This is a genomic window from Streptococcus sp. 959, from assembly GCF_013277075.1.
GTDB classification, from domain to species: domain Bacteria; phylum Bacillota; class Bacilli; order Lactobacillales; family Streptococcaceae; genus Streptococcus; species Streptococcus pseudopneumoniae_C.
Genome location: NZ_VMMF01000003.1, coordinates 1 through 22,596 on the forward strand (window position 1 = coordinate 1; position 22,596 = coordinate 22,596).

At 38.3% G+C, this 22,596-nt stretch carries 24 protein-coding genes, 1 tRNA gene, 1 other RNA gene and 1 pseudogene; 18 read left to right on the forward strand and 9 right to left on the reverse strand.

Annotation, left to right across the window (positions count from 1 at the left end):
- Positions 1–87 precede the first annotated feature (87 nt).
- Positions 88–1,413 carry a GHKL domain-containing protein gene (locus HT717_RS00820; protein WP_173304134.1) on the forward strand — a complete coding sequence of 442 codons (1,326 nt, stop codon included), beginning with the start codon at positions 88–90 and terminating at the stop codon, positions 1,411–1,413.
- Positions 1,414–2,535: 1,122 nt separating this feature from the next.
- A complete protein-coding gene (locus HT717_RS00825) occupies positions 2,536–2,835 on the forward strand; it encodes a bacteriocin immunity protein (RefSeq protein WP_153197753.1) in 300 nt (99 codons plus the stop codon).
- 584 nt (positions 2,836–3,419) lie between these two features.
- Here the strand turns inward: HT717_RS00825 and HT717_RS00830 are convergent.
- Both HT717_RS00830 and HT717_RS00835 read right to left on the reverse strand, forming a co-directional pair.
- Positions 3,420–3,662, reverse strand: a complete 243-nt coding sequence (locus tag HT717_RS00830; protein ID WP_000710764.1) for a type B 50S ribosomal protein L31 — start codon at positions 3,660–3,662, stop codon at positions 3,420–3,422.
- Positions 3,663–3,757: 95 nt separating this feature from the next.
- On the reverse strand, positions 3,758–4,693 hold the full coding sequence (locus tag HT717_RS00835; protein WP_173304136.1) for a bifunctional oligoribonuclease/PAP phosphatase NrnA: 936 nt from the start codon (positions 4,691–4,693) through the stop codon (positions 3,758–3,760).
- Positions 4,694–4,796: 103 nt separating this feature from the next.
- On the opposite strand from HT717_RS00835, the gene HT717_RS00840 reads away from it, so the two are divergent.
- The 6 genes from HT717_RS00840 (at position 4,797) to HT717_RS00865 (ending at position 6,896) form a co-directional block, all read left to right on the forward strand.
- Positions 4,797–5,240, forward strand: coding sequence for a flavodoxin (locus tag HT717_RS00840; RefSeq protein ID WP_001162128.1), 444 nt, complete (start codon positions 4,797–4,799; stop codon positions 5,238–5,240).
- A 115-nt stretch (positions 5,241–5,355) separates the two neighbouring features.
- Complete coding sequence (locus HT717_RS00845; protein ID WP_173304138.1) at positions 5,356–5,622, forward strand: chorismate mutase; 267 nt, start codon at positions 5,356–5,358, stop codon at positions 5,620–5,622.
- Positions 5,619–5,993: a fluoride efflux transporter CrcB gene (crcB, locus tag HT717_RS00850; protein WP_173304140.1), complete on the forward strand. Its 375-nt coding sequence runs from the start codon at positions 5,619–5,621 to the stop codon at positions 5,991–5,993. Before HT717_RS00845 ends, crcB (HT717_RS00850) begins: the two co-directional genes overlap by 4 nt.
- Complete coding sequence (gene crcB / locus HT717_RS00855) at positions 5,987–6,316, forward strand: fluoride efflux transporter CrcB (protein WP_173304142.1); 330 nt, start codon at positions 5,987–5,989, stop codon at positions 6,314–6,316. Before crcB (HT717_RS00850) ends, crcB (HT717_RS00855) begins: the two co-directional genes overlap by 7 nt.
- 118 nt (positions 6,317–6,434) lie before the next feature.
- Positions 6,435–6,782, forward strand: coding sequence for a 50S ribosomal protein L19 (gene rplS, locus HT717_RS00860; RefSeq protein ID WP_001068669.1), 348 nt, complete (start codon positions 6,435–6,437; stop codon positions 6,780–6,782).
- A gap of 42 nt (positions 6,783–6,824) precedes the next feature.
- Positions 6,825–6,896, forward strand: a tRNA-Arg gene (locus HT717_RS00865).
- Positions 6,897–7,066: 170 nt separating this feature from the next.
- On the opposite strand, the gene HT717_RS00870 is transcribed toward HT717_RS00865, so the two are convergent.
- Genes HT717_RS00870 through HT717_RS00880 form a run of 3 tightly spaced genes read right to left on the reverse strand, consistent with a single transcriptional unit; the run spans position 7,067 to position 10,231 of the window.
- Complete coding sequence (locus tag HT717_RS00870; RefSeq protein ID WP_173304144.1) at positions 7,067–8,065, reverse strand: SAP domain-containing protein; 999 nt, start codon at positions 8,063–8,065, stop codon at positions 7,067–7,069.
- Positions 8,066–8,107: 42 nt separating this feature from the next.
- Complete coding sequence (gene yidA, locus HT717_RS00875; protein WP_061759755.1) at positions 8,108–8,914, reverse strand: sugar-phosphatase; 807 nt, start codon at positions 8,912–8,914, stop codon at positions 8,108–8,110.
- A gap of 12 nt (positions 8,915–8,926) precedes the next feature.
- Positions 8,927–10,231: an HD domain-containing protein gene (locus HT717_RS00880; RefSeq protein ID WP_061759754.1), complete on the reverse strand. Its 1,305-nt coding sequence runs from the start codon at positions 10,229–10,231 to the stop codon at positions 8,927–8,929.
- Positions 10,232–10,302: 71 nt separating this feature from the next.
- On the opposite strand from HT717_RS00880, the gene HT717_RS00885 reads away from it, so the two are divergent.
- From HT717_RS00885 to ffh, 3 genes are all read left to right on the forward strand, one after another.
- The gene (locus HT717_RS00885; RefSeq protein WP_173304146.1) at positions 10,303–10,680 is read left to right on the forward strand and encodes a DUF1934 family protein; all 378 of its coding nucleotides are present in this window, start codon (positions 10,303–10,305) and stop codon (positions 10,678–10,680) included.
- Between the two features lie 90 nt (positions 10,681–10,770).
- Positions 10,771–11,103, forward strand: a complete 333-nt coding sequence (locus HT717_RS00890) for a putative DNA-binding protein (protein WP_000402066.1) — start codon at positions 10,771–10,773, stop codon at positions 11,101–11,103.
- An 11-nt stretch (positions 11,104–11,114) separates the two neighbouring features.
- Complete coding sequence (ffh, locus tag HT717_RS00895) at positions 11,115–12,686, forward strand: signal recognition particle protein (RefSeq protein WP_061759752.1); 1,572 nt, start codon at positions 11,115–11,117, stop codon at positions 12,684–12,686.
- A gap of 94 nt (positions 12,687–12,780) precedes the next feature.
- Here the strand turns inward: ffh and HT717_RS00900 are convergent, their stop codons facing one another.
- A complete protein-coding gene (locus tag HT717_RS00900; RefSeq protein ID WP_061759759.1) occupies positions 12,781–14,064 on the reverse strand; it encodes a solute carrier family 23 protein in 1,284 nt (427 codons plus the stop codon).
- Between the two features lie 204 nt (positions 14,065–14,268).
- Entirely contained in the window at positions 14,269–14,982 is a 714-nt protein-coding gene (gene rsmG / locus HT717_RS00905; RefSeq protein ID WP_061759751.1) for a 16S rRNA (guanine(527)-N(7))-methyltransferase RsmG, read from the reverse strand.
- Between the two features lie 94 nt (positions 14,983–15,076).
- On the opposite strand from rsmG, the gene HT717_RS00910 reads away from it, so the two are divergent.
- A complete protein-coding gene (locus tag HT717_RS00910) occupies positions 15,077–15,637 on the forward strand; it encodes a LemA family protein (RefSeq protein ID WP_033680397.1) in 561 nt (186 codons plus the stop codon).
- A 1-nt stretch (position 15,638) separates the two neighbouring features.
- Positions 15,639–16,538, forward strand: coding sequence for a zinc metalloprotease HtpX (htpX, locus tag HT717_RS00915; RefSeq protein ID WP_033680396.1), 900 nt, complete (start codon positions 15,639–15,641; stop codon positions 16,536–16,538).
- Between the two features lie 426 nt (positions 16,539–16,964).
- On the opposite strand, the gene rlmB is transcribed toward htpX, so the two are convergent.
- Both rlmB and def read right to left on the reverse strand, forming a co-directional pair.
- Positions 16,965–17,693 carry a 23S rRNA (guanosine(2251)-2'-O)-methyltransferase RlmB gene (rlmB, locus tag HT717_RS00920; protein WP_173304148.1) on the reverse strand — a complete coding sequence of 243 codons (729 nt, stop codon included), beginning with the start codon at positions 17,691–17,693 and terminating at the stop codon, positions 16,965–16,967.
- 44 nt (positions 17,694–17,737) lie between these two features.
- Positions 17,738–18,349 carry a peptide deformylase gene (def, locus tag HT717_RS00925; protein WP_173304150.1) on the reverse strand — a complete coding sequence of 204 codons (612 nt, stop codon included), beginning with the start codon at positions 18,347–18,349 and terminating at the stop codon, positions 17,738–17,740.
- 174 nt (positions 18,350–18,523) lie between these two features.
- Here def and HT717_RS00930 point away from each other — a divergent pair, with 174 nt between their 5' ends.
- From HT717_RS00930 to tnpA, 5 genes and pseudogenes are all read left to right on the forward strand, one after another.
- Positions 18,524–19,843: a CapA family protein gene (locus HT717_RS00930; protein ID WP_173304152.1), complete on the forward strand. Its 1,320-nt coding sequence runs from the start codon at positions 18,524–18,526 to the stop codon at positions 19,841–19,843.
- Between the two features lie 21 nt (positions 19,844–19,864).
- The gene (locus HT717_RS00935) at positions 19,865–20,692 is read left to right on the forward strand and encodes an HAD family hydrolase (protein ID WP_173304154.1); all 828 of its coding nucleotides are present in this window, start codon (positions 19,865–19,867) and stop codon (positions 20,690–20,692) included.
- Between the two features lies 1 nt (position 20,693).
- Positions 20,694–21,329, forward strand: coding sequence for a GDSL-type esterase/lipase family protein (locus HT717_RS00940; RefSeq protein ID WP_173304156.1), 636 nt, complete (start codon positions 20,694–20,696; stop codon positions 21,327–21,329).
- 61 nt (positions 21,330–21,390) lie between these two features.
- Positions 21,391–21,738, forward strand: a transfer-messenger RNA (tmRNA) gene (gene ssrA / locus HT717_RS00945).
- 206 nt (positions 21,739–21,944) lie between these two features.
- A pseudogene (gene tnpA / locus HT717_RS00950) lies at positions 21,945–22,460 on the forward strand (IS200/IS605 family transposase).
- The last annotated feature ends 136 nt before the right edge of the window (positions 22,461–22,596 follow it).

Genomic DNA, 22,596 nt, shown 5'->3' on the forward strand with positions numbered 1-22,596 from the left:
AGAACGGGTCCTCTTGTATTGTCTCTAGATTAAAAATTCGTCCACTTATGAAAGCTATCGAAAGACTTCATGACTAAGGAGATTTAGATGATATTTTTTCTAAATATTATAGGTGTTTTTCTATTGTTATGTATCCATACTAAGGTTGTAGGTGAGAAATTAAATCTAAAAAAAGTAGTAATCTCCATTATTCTGTTCCATCTTTTATCATTCCTATTTATTGTTTTATTTAAATCAACTGGATTTTACTTTCTTGGGTCATTATTGCTTTATCCTACCTTTTTTATCCTATATACTTTGTCTATTAGTAAATTAAGAAGTAAGGTTTCTTTATTACTTTTTTACTCATTATTTCCACTTGGATTTTGGGATGTCATCAGAAATTTTTTAGGTTACTTTATAATTTCTAAGATTCCAATATTGTATAGACTATATGAAACTAATCTAGGAACAATGATTTTCTCTTTATTAGCTGAAATTATTGTGTTTTTTCTTATTAGTCTCTTTCGATATAATTTTAGTCATTTAAAAATAAAGAACTTGGATAGAAAGACAAAATTTATTTTAATTACTGCAGATACTTTAATGCTAGCTTATTTTATCTTACCATCTTATATAAACTACAGTGATAAAATAAGTTGGGATAGAATGTTGGATTATAAAGAATTATTGACAGCAGTTTACTTTTTATTGTTTATTTGTTTTGTTAATCTCTTGGATAGAAAATTACTTCAAGAATTACAGGAGAAAGTCGTTTTACAAAAAGAAATTCAATTGCAAAATCTTAGTAATTATAGTCAACAAGTTGAAGGGTTGTATCAAGAAATTAGAAGCTTTAGACATGATTATGCTAATATTTTGTCCAGCTTAAAAATAGGTATAGATCAAAAAGATATTAATCTAGTTTCTCAAGTTTATGATAGTGTTTTAAAAAATTCTGGTGAAAAATTAAAAGGTAAGCGTTTTGACGTAGCACAACTAAGAAATATCAATGATTTGGCGCTAAAGAGTTTACTATTATCTAAGTTATCTGAGGCCCAAAACTTATCTGTTCCAGTTTCCCTGGAGATTAGTGAACAGTTCTCTATAAAAAATATGGAACAAATTGACTTCTTAACAATTACTTCTATCTTGTTAGATAATGCTATAGAGTCCGCAGCAGAGGGAGGAATAGCAGTTTGTTTCCTTGAAGATAGAGAATGGAATAAATTAGTCATGATTGTTAAAAATTCTACTTTAGAAAGAGAGATCGAACTGAGAGATATATTCAAGCATGACAATTCTTCAAAAGGAGTAGGACGGGGTATAGGATTGGCCAATGTTCGAAGAATCTTAAAATCTTATCCAAATGTATGTTTGAAAACTACAAGTAAAGATTATTCCTTTACACAGATCTTGGAAATAGAACTTTAAAAGAGTCCCTCTTAAAATATTCTATAGAATATTTTAAGGGGGACTCTTTTGTTATGACTTTATATTCATTATTTTTTAGCTAGTTCCTACAAATGAGCTAGGAAATAGTTATAATAATAAAACTGGGCCAAAAAGCTAGAGTGACGACTTCACAATATCTAGCAGCTATTTGTGGAACAAATTTTAAAATGGCTTATTTTTAATCTTGAAAGGTTACAAATCATGAAAAAATACGTTTCGTGATGAAAAAAGTACATTTAAAGACTTTGAGGTAAAAATTTCTTCTTTCCTGCTATAATGAACTTGTCAAGGCTATGATCTCATAAAATCATCTATTATACAGGATCTACTCATCGTGGAAGCAAAAACAACTCATTCAAAATAGTTTTAAAAAAAGAAGAGGTGCTAATATGTTAAATGAAACTATGATTCAGCTTATACTCATTGCGATTTGTTGTGTGTACATTATTTTTAACACCAAGGCTGATAAAAACCCAAAGAGAGGATATCGTACAGCTTTGTATCTTTTCGTTTTGGCTGGTATTATATCGTATATTATAAACTATCTAAATTGGTTAGATTTTTTCTTATTAATAACTCCGATAATGTGTCTATTTAAATTTGAAGATAAGTGGAGTTAGGAGCATGTAAATACTTTTTGGTAAAAATGATTTGGCATGTATTTCAGGTAGGGTAGGTACGACTGAAATAGGCTTTTTCTACGCTGATCCTGTTAGTGTTACATTTGCGATTTCAACAGGCGGGCTAGCGGCAGAAAGTTTTTGTAAATAATGAGAAAAATAATTAGTATATTTTATATTATTTCTATAGGAGTCTTGTCTTTACTAAAGTCACAAGATATTGTTGATATCATAGCAACTCTACTATTGATTTGTATAGGTTTAAAAGGAATGAACCAAAAGGGAACTTTATAAGGTTTTGTTGACGATACTTTTTCGCGTCATTACATGTTTGGACAATGTTTCATCTGTTAATTTCCAAATTGAGAATGGAGATATTGTAACTAAGTGTGATTTTGAGTCAACTAAATATGTCATGGTTAATGGTTGGATATCTTCATTGGGTAGGAGCTATTGTCTTTCAGGTTATAGAGGATAATTTATGGATAAGAGAACAGAAGAAATTCTCAATAAGGTTTATAATTTGATTTTAGATACAGATATTCATAAAAATGAACGAGATATTTTATTACGTTATAAAACTCTATTAGAGAATACAAAAAATGAGCAGAGAGTTGTCATGGGGTTGGCAGAAGCTCTTCGTCAGCAGGCTGTTAGTGGGATTCATAGTCACAAATCAATGAGCCCAAAGGTTGCGACATTTTATAAAGAAATTGCCACATATGGAGAATTGAGTAAAAATCTAGCTCAAGGATTAATATCTTTTGGTATAACGAGATAAGGAAAAATGAGCAGAAAAACTTACCAAGTTTGTAACAAGATAAAAATTAATATAAATGTAAGGAAATATTCGTGATGAATAAAATGGTGAAACGATTTGATGTAATGCATGAAGTAATGATATCAAGCATTGAAGGTGAACTCTAATGCTTTGAGAAGGGATTGTTTCTTTAAGGGGATATTGTGGAGCTATTATAGGCTTTTGGATAGGAACTGAATTTTTTTTCTACGAAATAGAAAGTTGAGGTACAGATGAAGCAGCGTTTAATAATTGCAATTAGTTTTATAATGATTGGGATATCCATTAACATTTTATTCGAATCAAATACTATTATTCATAAATTTATTGCTATATTAGGTCTGAGTATGTATTATAGAGGTGTTTTTAGAGAGTATAAAAATTTTAAAAACAATTCAGATTTTTAAATTTTATATTAAATCACGTAATTTGTGTGGCCTTAAAATTTGTGATTTAATAAACTTTATAAAATTGTAAAACAAAAAAAGTACCTAATAGCATACTGAATACTTTGGATCAATAGTCATGTAACAAAAAAAGAACAGCTGAAACTGTTCTTTTTATCATTATTTGAGACCGTATTTTTTGTTGAAACGATCCACGCGTCCATCTGCTTGAGTGAACTTTTGACGTCCAGTGTAGAATGGGTGTGAGTCTGATGAAATTTCCACACGGATCAATGGGTAAGTTTCGCCTTCGAACTCAACTGTTTCGTTAGAGCGTTTTGTTGAACCGCTAAGGAATTGGTAACCAGTAGTTGTGTCCATGAAGACAACTGGGCGATATTCTGGATGGATATCTTTTTTCATTTTGCAATATTTCCTTTCTGCCATGGTCTCTTTGCGAGCCATAGATTGTTACCATACTAGTCTATCAGATTCTGAAAAGTTTGGCAAGTATTTTATCAGTTTTTAAGCAAGTTTTTTAATTTTTGGTAGATGATTTCGTTTTCCTCTAGGCTATAGGAATTAGCACCACTTGCTAGAGGGTGGCCTCCACCATCATGTTCCTTGGCAATTTCATTGATAGGATGGATTTTACTGCGTAAGCGAACACGGTAGTGACCATCAGCCTGCTCCACAAAAATTCCCCAGAGGTTGACACTGTCAATGCGTCCAGGTGCACCGACAATGGCTGCAGTTTCAGCATCGGTGACATTGAATCGTTTTAAGATTTCCTGACTCAGGATAACGCGAGCAGCACCATTTTCATCTACTTCCAGATGGTCGTAGATGTAGCCTTGAAGTTTAGCAATTTTGTAACTCATAGTGTCCATTTTACGAGTGAGAGCCGCAAAGTCAAAGTTATGTTCTCTCAAATAAGCAGCCAGGCGGAGGGTACGTGCAGTCGTAGAAGGATAAAGGAAGCGACCTGTATCACCAACGATTCCTGCAAAGAGCAACTCAGCAGCGCGATCTGACAAGGCCAGTTGGGTTGTTTGGGCCAATAGGGTAATCATCTCGCTAGCGCTGCTTGAACTAGTGTCTACCCAAGATAGATCACCATATACATCATCATTTGGATGGTGGTCAATCTTAATGAGAAAATCACCTTGACTATAGCGCTTATCATCGATTCGTGCAGTGTTAGCCGTATCACAGACGATGACAAGGGCTCCTTGGTAGGCACTATCTTCGACAGAATCCATTTCAGCCATCCAAGTAAGAGTTGGTTCATTAAAACCAACGGCTTTGATGGTTTTTTCTGGGAAATGATGTTCCAGTAAGGCTTTCAACCCCACCTGACTTCCCAAGGCATCAGGGTCTGGTTTCATATGGCGGTGAATGATAATCGTGTCGTATTCTTTGATTTTTTCTAAAATTTGATGGCAAATGTTCATAAATAACCTCAATTCTTTCTCATTTCATTGTAGCACAAGAATTTTTATTTTTAAAATGAAAAAGATGTGATATAATGGAGAAAGATAAATTGAGGAGGACGATATGGCATTAGCAAAAATTGTATTTGCCAGTATGACCGGTAATACCGAAGAGATTGCAGATATTGTAGCAGACAAATTACGTGACTTGGGCTTGGATGTCGATGTTGATGAATGTACAACTGTTGACGCTTCAGACTTCTTGGAAGCAGACATCGCTATCGTTGCGACCTATACTTATGGTGATGGAGAATTGCCAGATGAGATGATGGACTTCTACGAAGACCTAGCTGATCTCAATTTGAATGGCAAAATCTATGGAGTGGTCGGCTCAGGAGATACCTTCTACGATGAATTCTGTAAGGCTGTTGATGACTTTGATCGTGTCTTTGTGTCAACAGGAGCAGAAAAAGGTTCAGAATGTGTCAAAGTTGACCTATCTGCCGAGGAAGAAGATATTGAACGCTTGGAACAATTCGCAGAAGAATTGGCTGCTAAAGTAGGATAAGCATAAAAGTGCGCTGATGTAATCAATCAGTGCATTTTTCTTATCGTGACTTGGGATTTTACTAGCCTATTTACTGACTTTTTGATACAATAATTCAAATAAAGAAGGAGACTGTATGGATTTAGATATTATTCGTCAAGAAATTGATCAAATCGACGACCAAATCGTCAAGATCTTAGAAGAACGAATGCATTTGGTTGAGGGGGTAGTTGCCTATAAGAAAGCCTCAGGAAAACCGATTTTAGATACTAAGAGAGAAGAAGTTATTTTTGAAAAGGTTAGAAGTCGTGTAGAGGACAAGCGCTATCAGGAGACTATTGTCGCAACATTTTCGGACATACTCAAACGTTCGCGTGATTATCAGGATCAAAACATAAAATGAAAAAAGAACAATTTTATCCGCTAGGAATTTTTCTAGCTGCTATGGTGGGCGGATTGGTCCGCTATCTAGTTTCCACTTGGTTACCAGCCAGTCCAGACTTTCCTTGGGGAACTCTCTTTGTCAACTATCTGGGCATTTTCTGCTTGGTTTATTTGGTAAAAGGCTACCTGGTCTATAAGGGGACAAGTAAAGGTGTTATTTTAGCATTGGGTACAGGTTTTTGTGGTGGTTTGACAACCTTTTCTAGTCTAATGCTTGATGCTGTAAAATTACTTGATACAGGGCGTTATCTTAGTTTGGTTATGTATTTGCTTTTGAGTATTGCTGGAGGTCTACTTTTGGCTTATTTTCTAGGGAGGAAGAAATGGTAATCGTCTATCTTGCAATTGCTTGTGGTCTTGGAGCGCTCGTACGGTATTTCTTTTCCCGCTATAATCAAGCTTCTAAATTACCACTCGGAACGCTCATAGCCAATCTTTTGGGTTGTTTTTTAATTGGATTATTCTACAATCATGTGGAGTCTAAGGAAGTCTATGCTATTCTAGCAACAGGATTTTGTGGCGGGTTAACGACTTTTTCGACCTTGAATGATGAACTTCAAAGACTGTTAAGCGATAAGAAGGTTTTTTACGTTTACCTGACTTTGACCTACCTAGGTGGTTTGATTGCGATTTTTTTAGGAATTCTGCTATAAATTTCTTTACTTTTTTGTGGAAATTTGGTAAACTGTATCTTGTGTGTAATGGACGCACAAAAATACAGTTTATCCGCTGAGGAAGATTCCTCAAGATTGACAAAGATAGGAGAATAAAATGAATCCATTAATCCAAAGCTTGACTGAAGGTCAACTTCGTACAGATATCCCATCATTCCGTCCTGGTGACACTGTTCGTGTACACGCGAAAGTTGTCGAAGGTAACCGTGAACGTATCCAGATTTTTGAAGGTGTTGTTATCGCACGTAAAGGTGCTGGCATCTCAGAAAACTACACAGTTCGTAAAATCTCTAACGGTGTAGGTGTTGAGCGTATCTTCCCAATCCACACTCCACGTGTTGAAAAGATCGAAGTTGTTCGTTACGGTAAAGTACGTCGTGCGAAATTGTACTACTTGCGTGCTCTTCAAGGTAAAGCAGCTCGTATCAAAGAAATCCGTCGTTAATTCGACTAAAAAACTCTGCTTCTTCAGCAGAGTTTTTATCTAGCTCCCTTAGTTCAATGGATATAACAACTCCCTCCTAAGGAGTAGTTGCAGGTTCGATTCCTGCAGGGGGCAGTAATTAGATATCAAAGAAGTTTGTCAAAAAGTCTTTGATATTAAAAGAACGCATAATATAGGGGATTTTTTTGTCTCCATAATATTATGCGTTTTATTATTGAAAAATTTGGGCAATCATCAAATAAAATTGAGACTATATCGAGTATATAAATGTTTGTATAATCAATTTATTCAACATCGTCAAGTTCTAAATTATTTAAAGGACTATAACATTCATATTTCTTTAAGTAATTGTTTATTTCTTCAGCAGTAGAACAAGGTAAATTAACTCTTAAATAGTCAATATCTTCTTTAGATAAAAAATGATTTGCATTCAAAATTGAGAAGCGAAATAATGCTTCATCAAAAGCAAAATCATAATCGTCATCAGATAATGATTCCATTAATGTTTGAATATGTTTTAGCGAGTAGTCAGGTATCGAATCGGGATAATATACTGGATAATCAGTGGCTGAAAAATTGTTTTCTAATCCTGAACTAGTAATTATCAAAGATTCTATGTAATATATTAAAGAATGTTTAATATTACCTTCTTGTTCCAAATGTCTTCCTTGAGCCTTTCGTGTGTTAGATAAACATCCAAAATCTCCTGATACAGTATTCCTATGAGCTTGTTTATTTAAAAGACTCCATTTTATATCACCAAAAGTTGCTTTAAAAGAGATATTATTTTTTTCTTTACAATAATCTTCCATAGTTATGTCTTTATCATAGTATGCTTTGATATAGTCACTATGTTCGATAATAAGATTTTGTGCTTCTTTTGTTAGTTTAAATTCGAACGGAATATCTAATTTGTCAACGTTGATATTATTAATTATTCTTGTAATTAATTCTGCTTTTTTTCCAGAAGTAGGTAAATTATGTTTAGATAATATAGTTTTTAATTCTACTACTTTAAGATATGATAAAGTCTTATTTTTAGTGAAGTATCCTAATTTGTATAATTGATTGTGTGTAGATTCAGGGTCAATTTGAAGAGAGTATTTAAAATATCTTGGGAAATTATAATTTCTCCCTGTTTTTTGAGTCCAATCTATGAGTATGAGTTGCCCAGGAGTAAGGCCGCACTCTAATTTGTTTAGGTAAAAATTGTTACAATCAGAATTTGTGTCTCTATTATGATTATTTTGTTTTAAATTAAATAGTTTGCTAAAAAAATTCATTGGATTTTATTGCTAATCAATTCTTATTGAAAAATGATACTTTTACAATACCCATGTTCGGATGGCATGGGCAACGCCGGATTCATCGTTAGATTTAGTGATGTATTTGGCGATTTTTTTGATTTCTGGATTTCCATTTTCCATGACAACGGGGTTGCCAACGACTTCTAGCATGGCACGGTCATTTTCTTCGTCTCCGATTGCCATGGTTTCATCCGTGGTCAATCCGAGTTTTTCTGCTAAGTGAGTAATAGCTGACCCTTTATCCACATTCTTTTTAAGGAGTTCGAGGTAGAAAGGAGCAGATTTGTTGATGGAGTAGCGTTCGTAAAATTCTGCTGGGATTTTTTCAATCGCAGCATCGAGAATCTCAGGCTCATCGATGAACATACATTTGACAATTTCTTTGTCAGCCATTTCTTCAGGCGTACGGTAGAAGATAGGCATGCTGACGAGGGTTGATTCGTGCACTGTATATTTTCCGATATTGCGATTGGCCGTGTAGATACCATCCTTGGTAATAGCGTGCATGTGGACACCAAGTTTGCGGCTGAGAAATTCCATATCTAGATAATCCTCATAGGTCAAGGATTCGCTGATAATCTCATGGCCAGTAGCAGTTTCTTGGACAAGGGCACCGTTGAAGGTGACGACATAGTCACCCTCGTCTCTCAACTGCAAGTTGTCCAGAAGTTTGGCAACACCTGCGATAGGGCGGCCAGTTGCAATGACGACTTTGACACCAGCTTCTTTGGCGTCTTGGATGGCAGAAAAAACTTCAGGTGTGATTTCCTTTTGGCTGTTGACTAGGGTTCCGTCGATATCGACGGCAATTAGTTTAATACTCATAAATTTCCTCTTCTAGTTTTTATTTGGGGTAAAATGATCGTTCCCAATTAAATGTAAAAATTGCTGGGTAATGCTTGCGAAGATGCTGTTTTGATCCAACATTTCTTTTGGGAAATAAAAACGATTATCTCCGTGGCGACTGCCAGCAAGGGATTGGACGATAGGAGACAGGCTAGAGAGTTCGGCCAGTTCTCCATTTTTCTGTAAAATCTCAATCTGGGTTCGTGGATTTTCAGATTCGGGACGATAGATATCATAAGGGAGGTCAAAGTTCTTATGAATAGCAGTGTAGTAGTCGGGATCAAAGCCGATGTCTTCAACCAATTTTCTCATGCTAGCGAGTTGGTTTTGGTCTTCTTGTGAAAAGGTAATGGATTTAAAGACCTTGCGGTTGACAAAGCGTTGCGACAAGTCTGCCAGAATCTTGTCAGGACTGGTCATCCAGAGCTGGAAGTAGGTATTCATCACACCATCATCCAGAGCCAGATAGTCAGACAAGGTCACATTTTTTTCAAAGAAAGGCAGGAGATGTGGAGAAGTTCGTGTAAAGAAATCCTTATCTTCTGGATAAAGTTCCTTAGCCCGTTTGAGGAGATTCTGCAGGAGAACTTCCATGGCGCGTGTTGCTGGGTGGAAATAGACCTGCATATACATCTGGTAGCGACTGAGGACGTAGTCTTCGATGGCATGCATGCCATTGCGCTGAAAGGCAATGCCATTTTCGACAGGACGAATGACTCGGAGGATTCGAGTCAGGTCAAATTCCCCATAGGATGCTCCTGTAAAATAGGAGTCGCGCAAGAGATAGTCCATGCGGTCTGCATCAATCTGACTAGAAATGAGTTGCACAACCTGCTTGTTTGGATAGGTATGATCAATGACACTGGCTACCTTTTCTGGAAAATCTGGAGCTACTTGTAGCAGGACTTGGTGGATCTCTGTTTCTGGACTTTGGATTATCTCCTGAGTGATAGCTTCATGGTCTGTATCAAAGAGATGTTCAAAAGTATGGGAGTAGGCACCATGCCCAAGATCATGTAGGAGAGCAGCTGTCATGGTCAAGAGAGACTCAGCAGGATTCCATTCTTCTGGATATTTTTCTTCGAAAATCTCCGTGATGCGTCGTGCAATTTCATAGACTCCTAGACAGTGAGAGAAGCGACTATGTTCTCCACCATGGAAGGTATAACTGGAAGTTCCCAGTTGCTTGATACGGCGCAAGCGTTGAAATTCTTTTGTATTGATCAAGTCATAGATGATTTGATTATTGACATGGATGTAGTTGTGAACTGGGTCACGGAATACTTTTTCGTTCATATGACCATTATAGCAAAATCCTGCTCTTTTTGGTAAAATAGTAGGATAAGGGACAAGAAAGAGGACTTGATGTGAAGATTCGGATGCGAAATACGATTCAGTTTGATGAGCAGTTGGAAGTGATTGACCAGCTTTATGATATGGAAGTGCATGAAAGGGGAGATTATAGCTACCTGCTTTTCTATAATGAGGAAAAGGAAAAAGTGGTTATTAAATTTCATGGTCAAGAACTTGTGATGAGTCGTTTTTCCAATCCCAAGACCATTATGCGTTTTCTAAAGGATAGTGATAGTTTAGCCTATATTCCGACACCTATGGGCATGCAGGAGTTTATCATCCAAACCAGTCGCTATCAAGTGGATGGTCAAAAGATTCATTTAGACTATCAACTACAAAATCAAGAGGGACAGCCCTTCGCCAGCTATCAATTGGAAATTACTTGGGGCTAGTCTCATGTCTTTTTCAAATTTACCTGGCTATCTTCTCGGATTAGTCCGCTAATGTGGTAGATTAGGCTAATTTTTGGTATAATAAAAGTTATGGAAATTGAAAAAACCAATCGTATGAACGCGCTCTTTGAATTTTATGCGGCGCTTTTGACAGATAAGCAAATGAATTATATAGAGCTTTACTACGCTGATGATTACAGTCTTGCTGAGATCGCTGAAGAGTTCGGTGTCAGTCGTCAGGCTGTTTACGACAATATCAAGCGGACAGAAAAGATTCTGGAAGATTATGAGATGAAATTGCACATGTACTCGGACTACATTGTCCGTAGTCAGATTTTTGATCAGATTTTGGAGCGCTATCCCAAGGATGACTTTCTGCAGGAGCAGATAGAAATTTTAACAAGCATTGATAATAGAGAATAAGAGGAAGAAAAATGGCATTTGAAAGTTTAACAGAACGTTTGCAGAACGTCTTTAAAAATCTACGTAAAAAAGGAAAAATCTCTGAATCTGATGTTCAAGAGGCAACTAAAGAGATTCGCTTGGCCTTGCTTGAAGCTGACGTTGCCTTGCCTGTTGTAAAGGACTTTATTAAGAAAGTTCGTGAGCGTGCAGTCGGGCATGAGGTCATTGATACCCTTAATCCTGCGCAACAGATTATTAAAATTGTAGATGAGGAACTAACAGCTGTTTTAGGTTCTGATACAGCGGAGATTATCAAGTCACCTAAGATTCCTACAATCATCATGATGGTTGGTTTGCAGGGGGCTGGTAAAACAACCTTTGCAGGTAAATTGGCCAACAAACTCAAGAAGGAAGAAAATGCCCGTCCTTTGATGATTGCAGCGGATATTTACCGTCCAGCTGCAATCGACCAGTTGAAAACTCTGGGTCAACAAATCGATGTGCCTGTATTTGCACTTGGAACAGAAGTACCAGCTGTTGAGATTGTTCGTCAAGGTTTGGAGCAAGCCCAAGCCAATCATAATGACTATGTCTTGATTGATACAGCAGGTCGTTTGCAGATTGATGAGCTTTTGATGAATGAGCTTCGTGACGTGAAAGCATTGGCTCAACCAAATGAAATTTTGCTCGTCATTGATGCCATGATTGGTCAAGAAGCGGCAAATGTTGCGCGTGAGTTTAATGCTCAGCTGGAAGTGACTGGTGTTATTCTTACCAAGATTGATGGGGATACTCGTGGTGGTGCGGCTCTATCTGTTCGTCACATTACTGGAAAACCAATCAAGTTCACTGGTACGGGTGAAAAGATTACGGACATTGAAATCTTCCACCCAGACCGTATGTCTAGCCGTATCCTTGGCATGGGGGATATGCTGACCTTAATTGAGAAAGCTTCTCAGGAATACGATGAGCAAAAAGCCCTTGAAATGGCTGAGAAGATGCGTGAAAACACCTTTGATTTTAATGATTTCATTGATCAGTTGGATCAGGTGCAAAACATGGGGCCAATGGAAGACTTGCTCAAGATGATTCCAGGTATGGCCAACAATCCAGCCCTTCAAAACATGAAAGTGGATGAGCGCCAGATTGCTCGCAAACGTGCTATTGTATCTTCCATGACACCTGAAGAACGTGAAAATCCAGATTTGTTAAATCCTAGCCGTCGCCGTCGTATCGCAGCTGGTTCTGGAAATACATTTGTCGAAGTCAATAAATTCATCAAAGACTTTAACCAAGCTAAACAACTCATGCAGGGTGTTATGTCTGGTGATATGAACAAGATGATGAAGCAGATGGGAATCAATCCAAACAACCTTCCTAAAAATATGCCAAATATGGGAGGAATGGATATGTCTGCCCTTGAAGGAATGATGGGACAAGGCGGTATGCCTGACCTGTCAGCTCTCGGAGGAGCAGGAATGCCAGATATGAGCCAGATGTTTGGTGGCGGACTCAAAGGTAAAATCGGTGAATTTGCCATGAAACAGTCCATGAAACGCATGGCGAATAAAATGAAAAAAGCGAAGAAGAAACGTAAGTAATACAAAGGAAGGCGAAGGGCTTTCCTTTTTTAGAAAGAAGAAAAATGAGCACTTCCGTAATTGGAAATGCTCGTTTTTTGATATGTTTAAACTCTTAGTCTTTATTTTCGTATGGCAAGATCAAGTTCAAGATGATTCCTGTCATGGCTGATAGGGCAGTACCTGAAAGTGTAACTGGACCAAGTTTAAGGATAGCTCCTCCAAGTCCAAGGACCAACATAGCACTTGCGATGATTAGGTTACGCATTTGAGCGAAATCAACACGTTCTTTGATCAAGACTTTCAAACCGTTGCTGGCGATAACCCCATAGAGAAGGATTGACATACCACCAAGTACAGCGTTTGGAATAGTTGAAATCAAGGCAGTGAATTTACCAAGGAAGCTAAGGGCAATTGCGATAAAGGCAGCGTTACGGATAACTGAGACAGAAGCGATACGAGTCATACCGATAACTCCTGTATTTTCTCCATAAGTTGTATTGGCTGGTCCACCAAGGAAGGCAGAAACAGAAGTTGCAATACCGTCACCAAGAAGAGTACGATGAAGACCTGGTTCTTTCAAGAATTGACGGCCACATATTTGACCTAAAACAGTATGGTCTCCGATATGTTCAGAAATGGTTACGATCGCGATTGGCAAGATAGCGATGGTTTCTGGACCAAAGTAAAGATTGTATTCTTTAAAGGCACCACTTGTGCTAAATGGCAAGTAGAAACCAGGAATTTCAAACCAGTTAGCTTTAAGAACTGGTGTAAAGTCAACTAAGCCAAGAGTTAGCGCGAAGAGGTAACCACCGATGATGGCAAAGAGGAATGGAATGATTCGTAGGAAGCCTTTTCCTTTTGTATTGATAAATGCAGCAATCAAGAAAGTAACAACTGCTACAAGAGCATTTTTCCAATTTCCATCAGCTACAAGCCCCGCATTGGTAACAGCTGAACCTGCAAGTCCAAGACCGATAACGATGATCATAGGTCCGATGATGATTGGTGGTAAGAGTTTATCAATCCATTTTGTACCCGCAAAACGAACACTTGCAGCCACAAGGACATAGATAAAACCTGTAAGGATAACCCCTGTTTGTGCAGCTGATACATCCCCTCCTAGTTCCTTCATAGCTAGCGACATAGCTGTGATAAAGGCAAATGAAGAACCTAGATAAACTGGAACTTTAAAACCAGTTGAAATCATGTAGATGAGTGTTCCAACACCTGAAGCAAAAAGGGCAACAGATACAGGCATTCCCAAAATCAATGGTACCAAGATGGTCGCACCGAACATGGCGAAAACGTGTTGGAAACTAAGGAGAATTCCTTTGCCAGCTGAAGGACGTTGGTCAACGTCTAGTAACAAATCAACAGTTGATTCTTGTTTCATATAAACCTCACTTTTGGGCATCAAAAAAGAGCCCATTATTTTACAGCAATAGGCCCTCAGAGTAAGACTTCTTTAAAATCTAGACTTTAAAGAGTTTTAAATATTTCTGCGTCTTCGTCACCTCACGGGATGACATTAAAAACCTTTGCTTGTGATAGTATAGCAAAAATTACAAACTTTGTAAATATTTTTTTACTAAAAAGTTTAAAGCGGGCGTTTGTTGGGCATGCCAGCCTTACGTGGATATTTATTTGGCGTTTCTTTTTTCTTTTCCACCACTGTGATATAACGCGGATCTCCATTAGGTAAGGCGTAGCTGAGATTGTCTTCGACCTTACTAAAAAGGAGGTTGAGGGCATTCTTAGCTTCTAATAACTCCTCAGGCGCATTGCTGGCCTTGAGTGCCAATAGTTTTCCGCTAACCTTAAGGTAGGGAATAGTCAATTCAGACAAAACCTGCATGCGGGCAACCGCACGAGCCGTTACAAAATCATATTGAGCACGGAAGTTCTTGTCTTGGGCAAAGTCTTCTGCACGTCCATGGTAGAAATGGACATCGTGCAAATCCAGTTCTTGAGCCAAGAGTTGGAGGAAGTTAATGCGCTTATTGAGTGAATCAATGATAGTCACATCTAACTGAGGATAGAGTATTTTCATTGGTAGACTAGGAAATCCCGCTCCAGCTCCAATATCAAGAAGTTTGATAGTTTCATTGGGAATCAAACCTTGAAGAATGGGTGCAATCGAATCGTAAAAATGTTTGAGATAGACTTCTTCCTTGTCTGTAATGGCTGTTAAATTAATCTTTTCATTCCACTCAACCAAGAGCTCAAAATAACGTTCAAATTGTTTTTTTTGATGGTCCGAAAGTGGAAGATTTTGCTCGGCAAGCAAATTGTAAAATGTTTCTGGTTTCATAGTTATTTCCTTCTTTAGTATCATCTTATTTTACCACAATCATTAAAAATTTGATATACTGGTACTAATCTAAAAACAGAAAGGAATTATAAAAATGACTTGGATTATTCTTGGAGTTATCGCTCTTATTGTTATTTTTGTGATTGTTAGCTATAACGGTTTGGTTAAGAATCGTATGCAAACAAAGGAGGCTTGGAGTCAGATTGATGTTCAGTTGAAACGTCGAAATGATCTCTTGCCAAACTTGATTGAAACTGTAAAAGGTTATGCCAAATATGAAGGTTCTACCCTTGAAAAGGTAGCAGAACTGCGTAACCAAGTGGCGGCAGCGACTTCACCAGCAGAAGCTATGAAAGCTAGTGATGCCCTTACTCGTCAGGTTTCAGGTATTTTTGCAGTTGCAGAAAGCTATCCAGATTTGAAAGCTAGTGCTAACTTTGTTAAATTGCAAGAGGAGTTGACAAACACAGAAAATAAAATTTCTTACTCTCGTCAACTCTATAACAGTGTTGTCAGCAACTATAATGTAAAATTAGAAACTTTCCCAAGTAATATCATCGCTGGAATGTTTGGATTTAAAGCAGCAGATTTCCTTCAAACACCAGAAGAGGAAAAGGTAGTACCTAAAGTTGATTTTAGCGGTTTAGGTGACTAAGATGTTGTTTGATCAAATTGCAAGCAATAAACGAAAAACATGGATTTTGTTGCTGGTATTTTTCCTACTCTTAGCTCTTGTTGGCTATGCGGTTGGTTACCTCTTTATGCGGTCAGGATTTGGTGGTTTGGTTATCGCGCTGATTATCGGCTTTATCTATGCCTTGTCCATGATTTTTCAATCGACAGAGATTGTCATGTCCATGAATGGGGCTCGTGAGGTTGATGAACAAATGGCACCAGACCTCTACCATGTAGTGGAAGATATGGCTATGGTTGCTCAGATTCCTATGCCCCGTGTTTTCATCATTGATGATCCAGCCTTAAATGCCTTTGCGACAGGTTCTAATCCTCAAAATGCAGCAGTTGCTGCGACGTCAGGTCTCCTAGCTATCATGAATCGTGAAGAACTAGAAGCTGTTATGGGACATGAAGTCAGTCATATTCGTAATTACGATATCCGTATTTCGACTATTGCCGTCGCTCTTGCTAGTGCTATCACCATGCTTTCTAGTATGGCAGGTCGTATGATGTGGTGGGGTGGCGCAGGTCGCAGACGAAGTGACGATGACCGAGAAGGAAATGGTCTTGAAATCATTATGCTAGTGGTTTCTCTCCTAGCTATTGTCCTGGCACCTCTCGCTGCAACCTTGGTGCAACTAGCTATTTCTCGTCAGAGGGAATTCCTAGCTGATGCTTCCAGTGTTGAGTTGACGCGCAATCCTCAAGGAATGATAAATGCTCTAAGTAAGTTGGATAATAGTAAACCGATGAGTCGTCCTGTCGATGATGCCAGCAGTGCACTTTATATCAATGATCCCAAGAAAGGGGGAGGGTTCCAAAAACTCTTTTATACCCATCCACCTATCTCAGAACGGATTGAACGTTTGAAACATATGTAAAATATGCCTATACAATCCTAAAAAATGAGCATTCTCGTAGTTGGAGATGCTCATTTTCTTATATAAGGAACTCAAAAATCAATTTGTTACGATACAACTTAGAATTTCTTTAGGAAACTTCGTTCAGAACACATGATATATTGAAGAAAAAATCTAGAATCTATGCAAAATGTAAGATGGCAACTGATCTCGTTTTTCGCAAATTAGAGAATATTTTTGGCGTGTTCAGAGTGTGTGTTAGAGACAAGTAGGCCAGCGTATTAGAGATAGAACTCATTTTCATGAGCATGTATTTTACAAAATTGTTCATGAATTCAATCTACAAATTAGCTATTCAAAAAACGCACAGTGATTTCAGCTTGATTGTGAGCAAAGCTGAAATCACTGTGTGCTTTTAGTTAGAAGTTAGTTTTTGTCCAGCCTCTTTTATAGGCGATTTCGGAAAACTTCATACATAAGAATGGCTGCAGCAACACTGGCATTAAGGCTTTGAACATGTCCATTCATAGGTATGGTAATCATTTCATCGACCTGTTTTTTGATGTTGCTAGAGATACCTTTTCCTTCATTTCCGATGATGAGGGCGATTTTCCCTTTTGTATTCCACTTGTGGCAAGGAGTACCATTCATATCCGTTCCAAAGGTCCAGAAGCCTTCATCCTTGAGTTTGTCCAGAGTTTGGCTCAGATTGGTCACTCGAGCAATCGGAACGTGCTCGATAGCACCTGTGGCCGTTTTGGCAACGACAGGAGTAACTCCGACAGCACGGTGCTTGGGAATGATGACACCTGAAACGTTGGTCGCATCAGCTGTTCTCAAGATTGAACCTAGATTATGAGGGTCGGTTAACCCGTCCAGAATCAATAGGAGTGGATTTTCTTCTTGGCGTGTTTTGGCAAGGATTTGGTCCAGTTCGCTATAGGCAAATTCGGACACTCGTAGAACAAAACCTTGGTGAACAGCACCTTCAGTCATCTCAGAGAGGGATTTTTTTGAAGTCCAAGAAATGGACACCTTCTTTTCTGTAGCTAGTTCTTTGACTTTTTCAACATTCTTACCTCGGAGATCTTCTTGGAGGTAAAGTTTGTTTCCTGTGTTTGAAAGAAGGGCTTCGGTTACGGCGTGGACGCCATAGACAATATCATTTGTTTTCATGCCTCTATTATAACACAAAAACCCGTCTTGCAACGGGATTTTCTTTATTCTAGAATTAGTAAACCATCTTTAACAGCAAATGGGTCTTTTTCATTGATACGATCGTAAAACATGATTCCGTTAATGTGGTCAATTTCATGTTGAACAACAATGGAGTTATAACCTTTAAGTTTGATACGGTGTTTTTCTCCATCTTTGTCAAAGTAGTCAACAGTAACGCGAGCATGGCGAACTACATAGCCAGGCACGTTACGGTCAACAGAGAGGCAGCCTTCTCCTTCGCCAAGAGCAGCGTCTTGAACAGAGTGAGAGACGATTTTTGGATTGTACATAATAGCTTGTAAGTCGTAAGCTTCCTCTGGAGTTTCACCTTCTTCAACAATATTTGGTACTAAAACAGCGATAATGCGTTTTGAGATATCCAATTGGGGAGCAGCAAGTCCAACCCCACCTCGTAGCCCCATTTTTTCAGCCATGACAGGATCTTGGGAATGTTTGAGGAATTGCATCATTTTTTCGCCAAGGATAATTTCCTGGTCAGATAGAGGGAAAGTAACTTCCTCAGCAACCGTGCGTAGAGTCGGGTTCCCTTCACGGATAATATCGTTCATATCAATTAAGTGAGCAGCTTTTGTAATACGTTCTATAGCAGACATTTTCTCTCCTTTCATTACCTCTACATGATATCACAAAATGACAAGGATTGAAAGTATTACAGCCTTTAGGATTTACAGAAAATAGATAGGAAGTTCAATTCAATTGTGAAAGAATTGCTTATCTGTGATATAATAAAAAGAAAAGGCTTGCATAAGAAAGTAGGGAGAATAAAGATGCAAAGAAGACAAGAGAGACATAAACGTGGACCAGTTTTTCGTTTTGTGAAAGGTTTAGTCAACTTTTTTAGACGTTATCGTAAGTGGAGCAACAAGGGATTTGTGGCGGTACTCTTGCTAGCAGTTGCTTTATCAATGGGCTTGGTCTTGTTGTTTGAAAGCTTCCAAGGCATGCCTATGACCATTCAAAAACGAGATACTACTTCTCAAGAAGGAACTAAGAAAAAGTCTCAGGAGCAGGAAGAGGAAAAAACTGCTAGAATTATGGCTCATGGTGATTTGCTTTATCATGATATTATTTACTTTTCAGCAAAAAAGGATGATGGAACGTATGATTTTCATGAGAATTTTGAGTATGTGACACCTTGGCTTAAGCAAGCCGACTTAGCTATCGGTGACTTTGAAGGAACCATTAATAAGGATCATTATTTAGCAGGTTATCCTCTCTTTAATGCTCCTGCTGAAGTTATGGATGCCATTAAGGATGCAGGTTATCATGTGCTAGATTTGGCTCATAATCATATTTTGGATTCGCAAATTGAGGGAGTTATTTCAACGGCAAATGCTATCGAAAAAGCAGGAATAACACCAATTGGAGTTTATACGCATGAGCCACGTGATCAGGCTCCGCTGGTCATTAAGGAAGTGAATGGTATCAAGGTTGCACTTTTGGCTTATTCTTATGGATTTAATGGAATTGAGCAAAATATTTCTCAAGAGGATTATAATCACTATCTTTCAGATTTAGATGAGAATAAAATGAAGTCTGAAATTGAACGGGCGGAAAAGGAAGCAGATATCACCATTATCATGCCGCAAATGGGGGTTGAGTATCGCATAGAACCGACTGAAGAGCAAAAAGCTTTATATCACAAGATGATTGATTGGGGAGCAGATATTATATTTGGAGGTCACCCTCACGTAGTTGAACCGTCTGAAATTGTTGAAAAAGATGGGGATAAGAAACTCATTATCTATTCAATGGGGAACTTCATTTCAAATCAACGAATTGAGACCATGGAAGGTGTGGAAAATGCTAAGTGGACTGAACGTGGTGTTCTTATGGACGTGACTATTAAGAAGAAGGATGGAAAAACAATTATCGGAACAGCTAAAGCTCACCCTACTTGGGTCAATCGTACACCAAAGGGAACCTTTTCACCAGAAGGCTATCCTTTATATCATTATCAAACCTATATCTTAGAAGATTTTATCGAGGGTGGTAGTCATCGTGACCAGTTAGATGAAGCGACTAAGGAACGAATTGATGCAGCTTATAAAGAAATGAACGAACATGTAGGATTGAAGTGGGATTAGCTTGAATCCAGAGGAAAGAAAATGAAGATTAAAGTAATTGCGACAGATATGGATGGGACCTTGCTAGATGCTAGAGGTCAGCTTGATCTCCCACGCTTGGAAAAGATTTTAGATCAGTTGGATCAAAGGGGTATTCGTTTTGTCATCGCGACGGGGAATGAAATTCACCGCATGAGGCAACTACTGGAGCACTTGGTGGATCGAGTGGTTTTGGTTGTTGCTAACGGTGCTCGTATTTTTGAAAATAATGAACTGATTCAGGCTCAGACTTGGGATGATGCCATTGTTGATAAGGCTTTGGCTCATTTTGAGGCTCGAGCGTGTCAGGACCAGTTTGTTGTAACGGGGATGAAGGGTGGTTTCGTCAAGAAAGGTACGATTTTTACAGATCTTGAAAGTTTTATGACTCCAGAAATGATTGAAAAATTCTACCAACGGATGCATTTTGTGGATGAGTTAACATCTGACCTCTTTGGTGGGGTTCTCAAGATGAGTATGGTTGTTGGTGAGGAGCGTTTGAGTTCGGTCTTGGCAGAGATTAATGACCTCTTTGATGGCCGTGTTCGGGCTGTTTCGAGTGGATATGGTTGCATTGATATCCTCCAAGCGGGAATTCATAAAGCATGGGGCTTGGAAGAATTACTCAAGCGTTGGGATTTGAACTCCCAACAAATTATGGCTTTTGGTGACAGTGAAAATGATGTTGAAATGCTTGAAATGGCTGGAATTGCCTATGCGATGGAAAATGCTGATGACAAGGCCAAAGCTGTGGCGACTGCTCTAGCACCAGCTAACAGCCAAGGAGGAGTTTACCAAGTCTTGGAGAACTGGTTAGAAAAAGGAGAATGAAGTGGCAGTACAGTTATTAGAAAATTGGCTCCTAAAGGAACAAGAAAAAATCCAAACCAAGTATCGTCACTTAAATCAGGTTTCTGTTCTAGAGCCAGATATTCTCTTTATTGGGGATTCTATTGTCGAATATTATCCTCTGCAGGAGTTGTTTGGGATTGCAAAGACGATTGTCAATCGAGGCATTCGAGGTTATCAGACAGGGCTGTTACTAGAGAATCTAGATGCGCATCTGTACGGTGGAGCAGTAGATAAAATTTTCCTTTTGATTGGGACAAATGATATCGGAAAAGATGTGCCTGTGAATGAGGCTCTCAATAATCTCGAAGCTATCATACAATCCATTGCTCGCGATTATCCATTGACTGAGATTAAAGTGCTTTCCATTTTGCCAGTTAATGAAGGCGAGGAGTACAAGCAGACGGTTTATATTCGCACGAATGAAAAGATCCAGGAGTGGAATCAAGCCTATCAAGAGCTTGTTTCTGCCTATATGCAGGTGGAATTTGTGCCAGTTTTTGATAGTTTGACAGACCAGGCAGGCCAACTCAAAAAATATTATACAACTGATGGGTTGCACCTTAGTATTACTGGTTATCAGGTTTTGACCAAAGCTTTGAAAGACTATCTTTTATAGTTAGTCGATTTCCCTTTTGCATTTTTGAGTTAGATAAGGTATAATGGTTTTATTGTCTTTTGGGGTCGTTACGGATTCGACAGGCATTATGAGGCATATTTTGCGACTCGTGTGGCGACGTAAACGCTCAGTTAAATATAACTGCAAAAAATAACACTTCTTACGCTCTAGCTGCCTAAAAACCAGCAGGCGTGACCCGATTTGGATTGCTCGTGTTCAATGACAGGTCTTATTATTAGCGAGATACGATCAAGTCTTGTCTAGCGACTTGATAAGAGATTGATAGACTCGCAGTTTCTAGGCTTGAGTTATGTGTCGAGGGACTGTTAAACTAATACATAACCTATGGTTGTAGACAAATATGTTGGCAGGTGTTTGGACGTGGGTTCGACTCCCACCGGCTCCATTATTCCTTTGCATTATTTTGCATTCCTTGGTAAAACGTTGTTAAATCAACGTTTTTTATTATGTGACTATTAGTCTGTCTCGCTCCGTTAGGTGCGAGACAAATAAACCACCCGCTATGCGGGTGCGCGTCGAAGGTTATACCCAAAAAACGCCAAACGCGATACAATAAAGGTGTTCAAGCCAATTGTAAAGCGAAAGGAGAAAAATATGGCACAAAAGGCACATAGTTTATCGCACATAAAGTGGCACTGTAAGTATCACATTGTGTTCACCCCTAAGTATAGACGAAAAGTAATCTATAATCAATATCGAAGTAGTTTAGGAGAAATATTTCATCGCTTGTGTAGTTATAAAGGAGTTGAAATTATCGAGGGTCACTTAATGCCAGACCATGTACATATGTTAGTCAGTATTCCACCGAGTATAAGTGTTTCAAGTTTCATGGGGCATTTAAAAGGTAAAAGTGCACTCATGATGTATGACAAACACGCCAACCTAAAGTATAAGTTTGGGAATCGGCATTTCTGGGCGAAAGGTTATGATGTGAGTATGGTGGGACTCAATGAAGATACAATTAAGAAATATATCCGAGAGTAAAGAAATTATCCAGTGGATGATTTCTTCACGAGTATGAAAATTTGAGAACGAGTAAAGCGTGATATAGCACTAGATAAATTAAGTGTAAAAGAGTATGAGGATCCCTTTAGGGATAGTGGTAAGTAATCCTAAAGCCTCTTTGAGAGGCAAGTGACTAGTCAAGAGCAATGAGGCTTGAACAACGTGAAAGAGGCTGGGACAAAAAGATTTTGATTTTAAGAATTCTTTATTATAAATTTTTAAAATCGATAGATTAGACAAA

Coding starts and splice junctions, on each gene's coding strand:
- rlmB (WP_173304148.1), bottom strand. CDS start 17,693: ATGAAAACAAATGATATTGTCTATGGCGTCCACGCCGTAACCGAAGCC.
- HT717_RS00820 (WP_173304134.1), top strand. CDS start 88: ATGATATTTTTTCTAAATATTATAGGTGTTTTTCTATTGTTATGTATC.
- ffh (WP_061759752.1), top strand. CDS start 11,115: ATGGCATTTGAAAGTTTAACAGAACGTTTGCAGAACGTCTTTAAAAAT.
- yidA (WP_061759755.1), bottom strand. CDS start 8,914: ATGAGTATTAAACTAATTGCCGTCGATATCGACGGAACCCTAGTCAAC.
- HT717_RS00845 (WP_173304138.1), top strand. CDS start 5,356: ATGGATTTAGATATTATTCGTCAAGAAATTGATCAAATCGACGACCAA.
- rplS (WP_001068669.1), top strand. CDS start 6,435: ATGAATCCATTAATCCAAAGCTTGACTGAAGGTCAACTTCGTACAGAT.
- HT717_RS00930 (WP_173304152.1), top strand. CDS start 18,524: ATGCAAAGAAGACAAGAGAGACATAAACGTGGACCAGTTTTTCGTTTT.
- HT717_RS00890 (WP_000402066.1), top strand. CDS start 10,771: ATGGAAATTGAAAAAACCAATCGTATGAACGCGCTCTTTGAATTTTAT.
- rsmG (WP_061759751.1), bottom strand. CDS start 14,982: ATGAAACCAGAAACATTTTACAATTTGCTTGCCGAGCAAAATCTTCCA.
- HT717_RS00870 (WP_173304144.1), bottom strand. CDS start 8,065: ATGAATTTTTTTAGCAAACTATTTAATTTAAAACAAAATAATCATAAT.
- HT717_RS00835 (WP_173304136.1), bottom strand. CDS start 4,693: ATGAACATTTGCCATCAAATTTTAGAAAAAATCAAAGAATACGACACG.
- HT717_RS00935 (WP_173304154.1), top strand. CDS start 19,865: ATGAAGATTAAAGTAATTGCGACAGATATGGATGGGACCTTGCTAGAT.
- crcB (WP_173304142.1), top strand. CDS start 5,987: ATGGTAATCGTCTATCTTGCAATTGCTTGTGGTCTTGGAGCGCTCGTA.
- HT717_RS00825 (WP_153197753.1), top strand. CDS start 2,536: ATGGATAAGAGAACAGAAGAAATTCTCAATAAGGTTTATAATTTGATT.
- crcB (WP_173304140.1), top strand. CDS start 5,619: ATGAAAAAAGAACAATTTTATCCGCTAGGAATTTTTCTAGCTGCTATG.
- HT717_RS00900 (WP_061759759.1), bottom strand. CDS start 14,064: ATGAAACAAGAATCAACTGTTGATTTGTTACTAGACGTTGACCAACGT.
- HT717_RS00830 (WP_000710764.1), bottom strand. CDS start 3,662: ATGAAAAAAGATATCCATCCAGAATATCGCCCAGTTGTCTTCATGGAC.
- HT717_RS00910 (WP_033680397.1), top strand. CDS start 15,077: ATGACTTGGATTATTCTTGGAGTTATCGCTCTTATTGTTATTTTTGTG.
- HT717_RS00880 (WP_061759754.1), bottom strand. CDS start 10,231: ATGAACGAAAAAGTATTCCGTGACCCAGTTCACAACTACATCCATGTC.
- HT717_RS00840 (WP_001162128.1), top strand. CDS start 4,797: ATGGCATTAGCAAAAATTGTATTTGCCAGTATGACCGGTAATACCGAA.
- def (WP_173304150.1), bottom strand. CDS start 18,349: ATGTCTGCTATAGAACGTATTACAAAAGCTGCTCACTTAATTGATATG.
- htpX (WP_033680396.1), top strand. CDS start 15,639: ATGTTGTTTGATCAAATTGCAAGCAATAAACGAAAAACATGGATTTTG.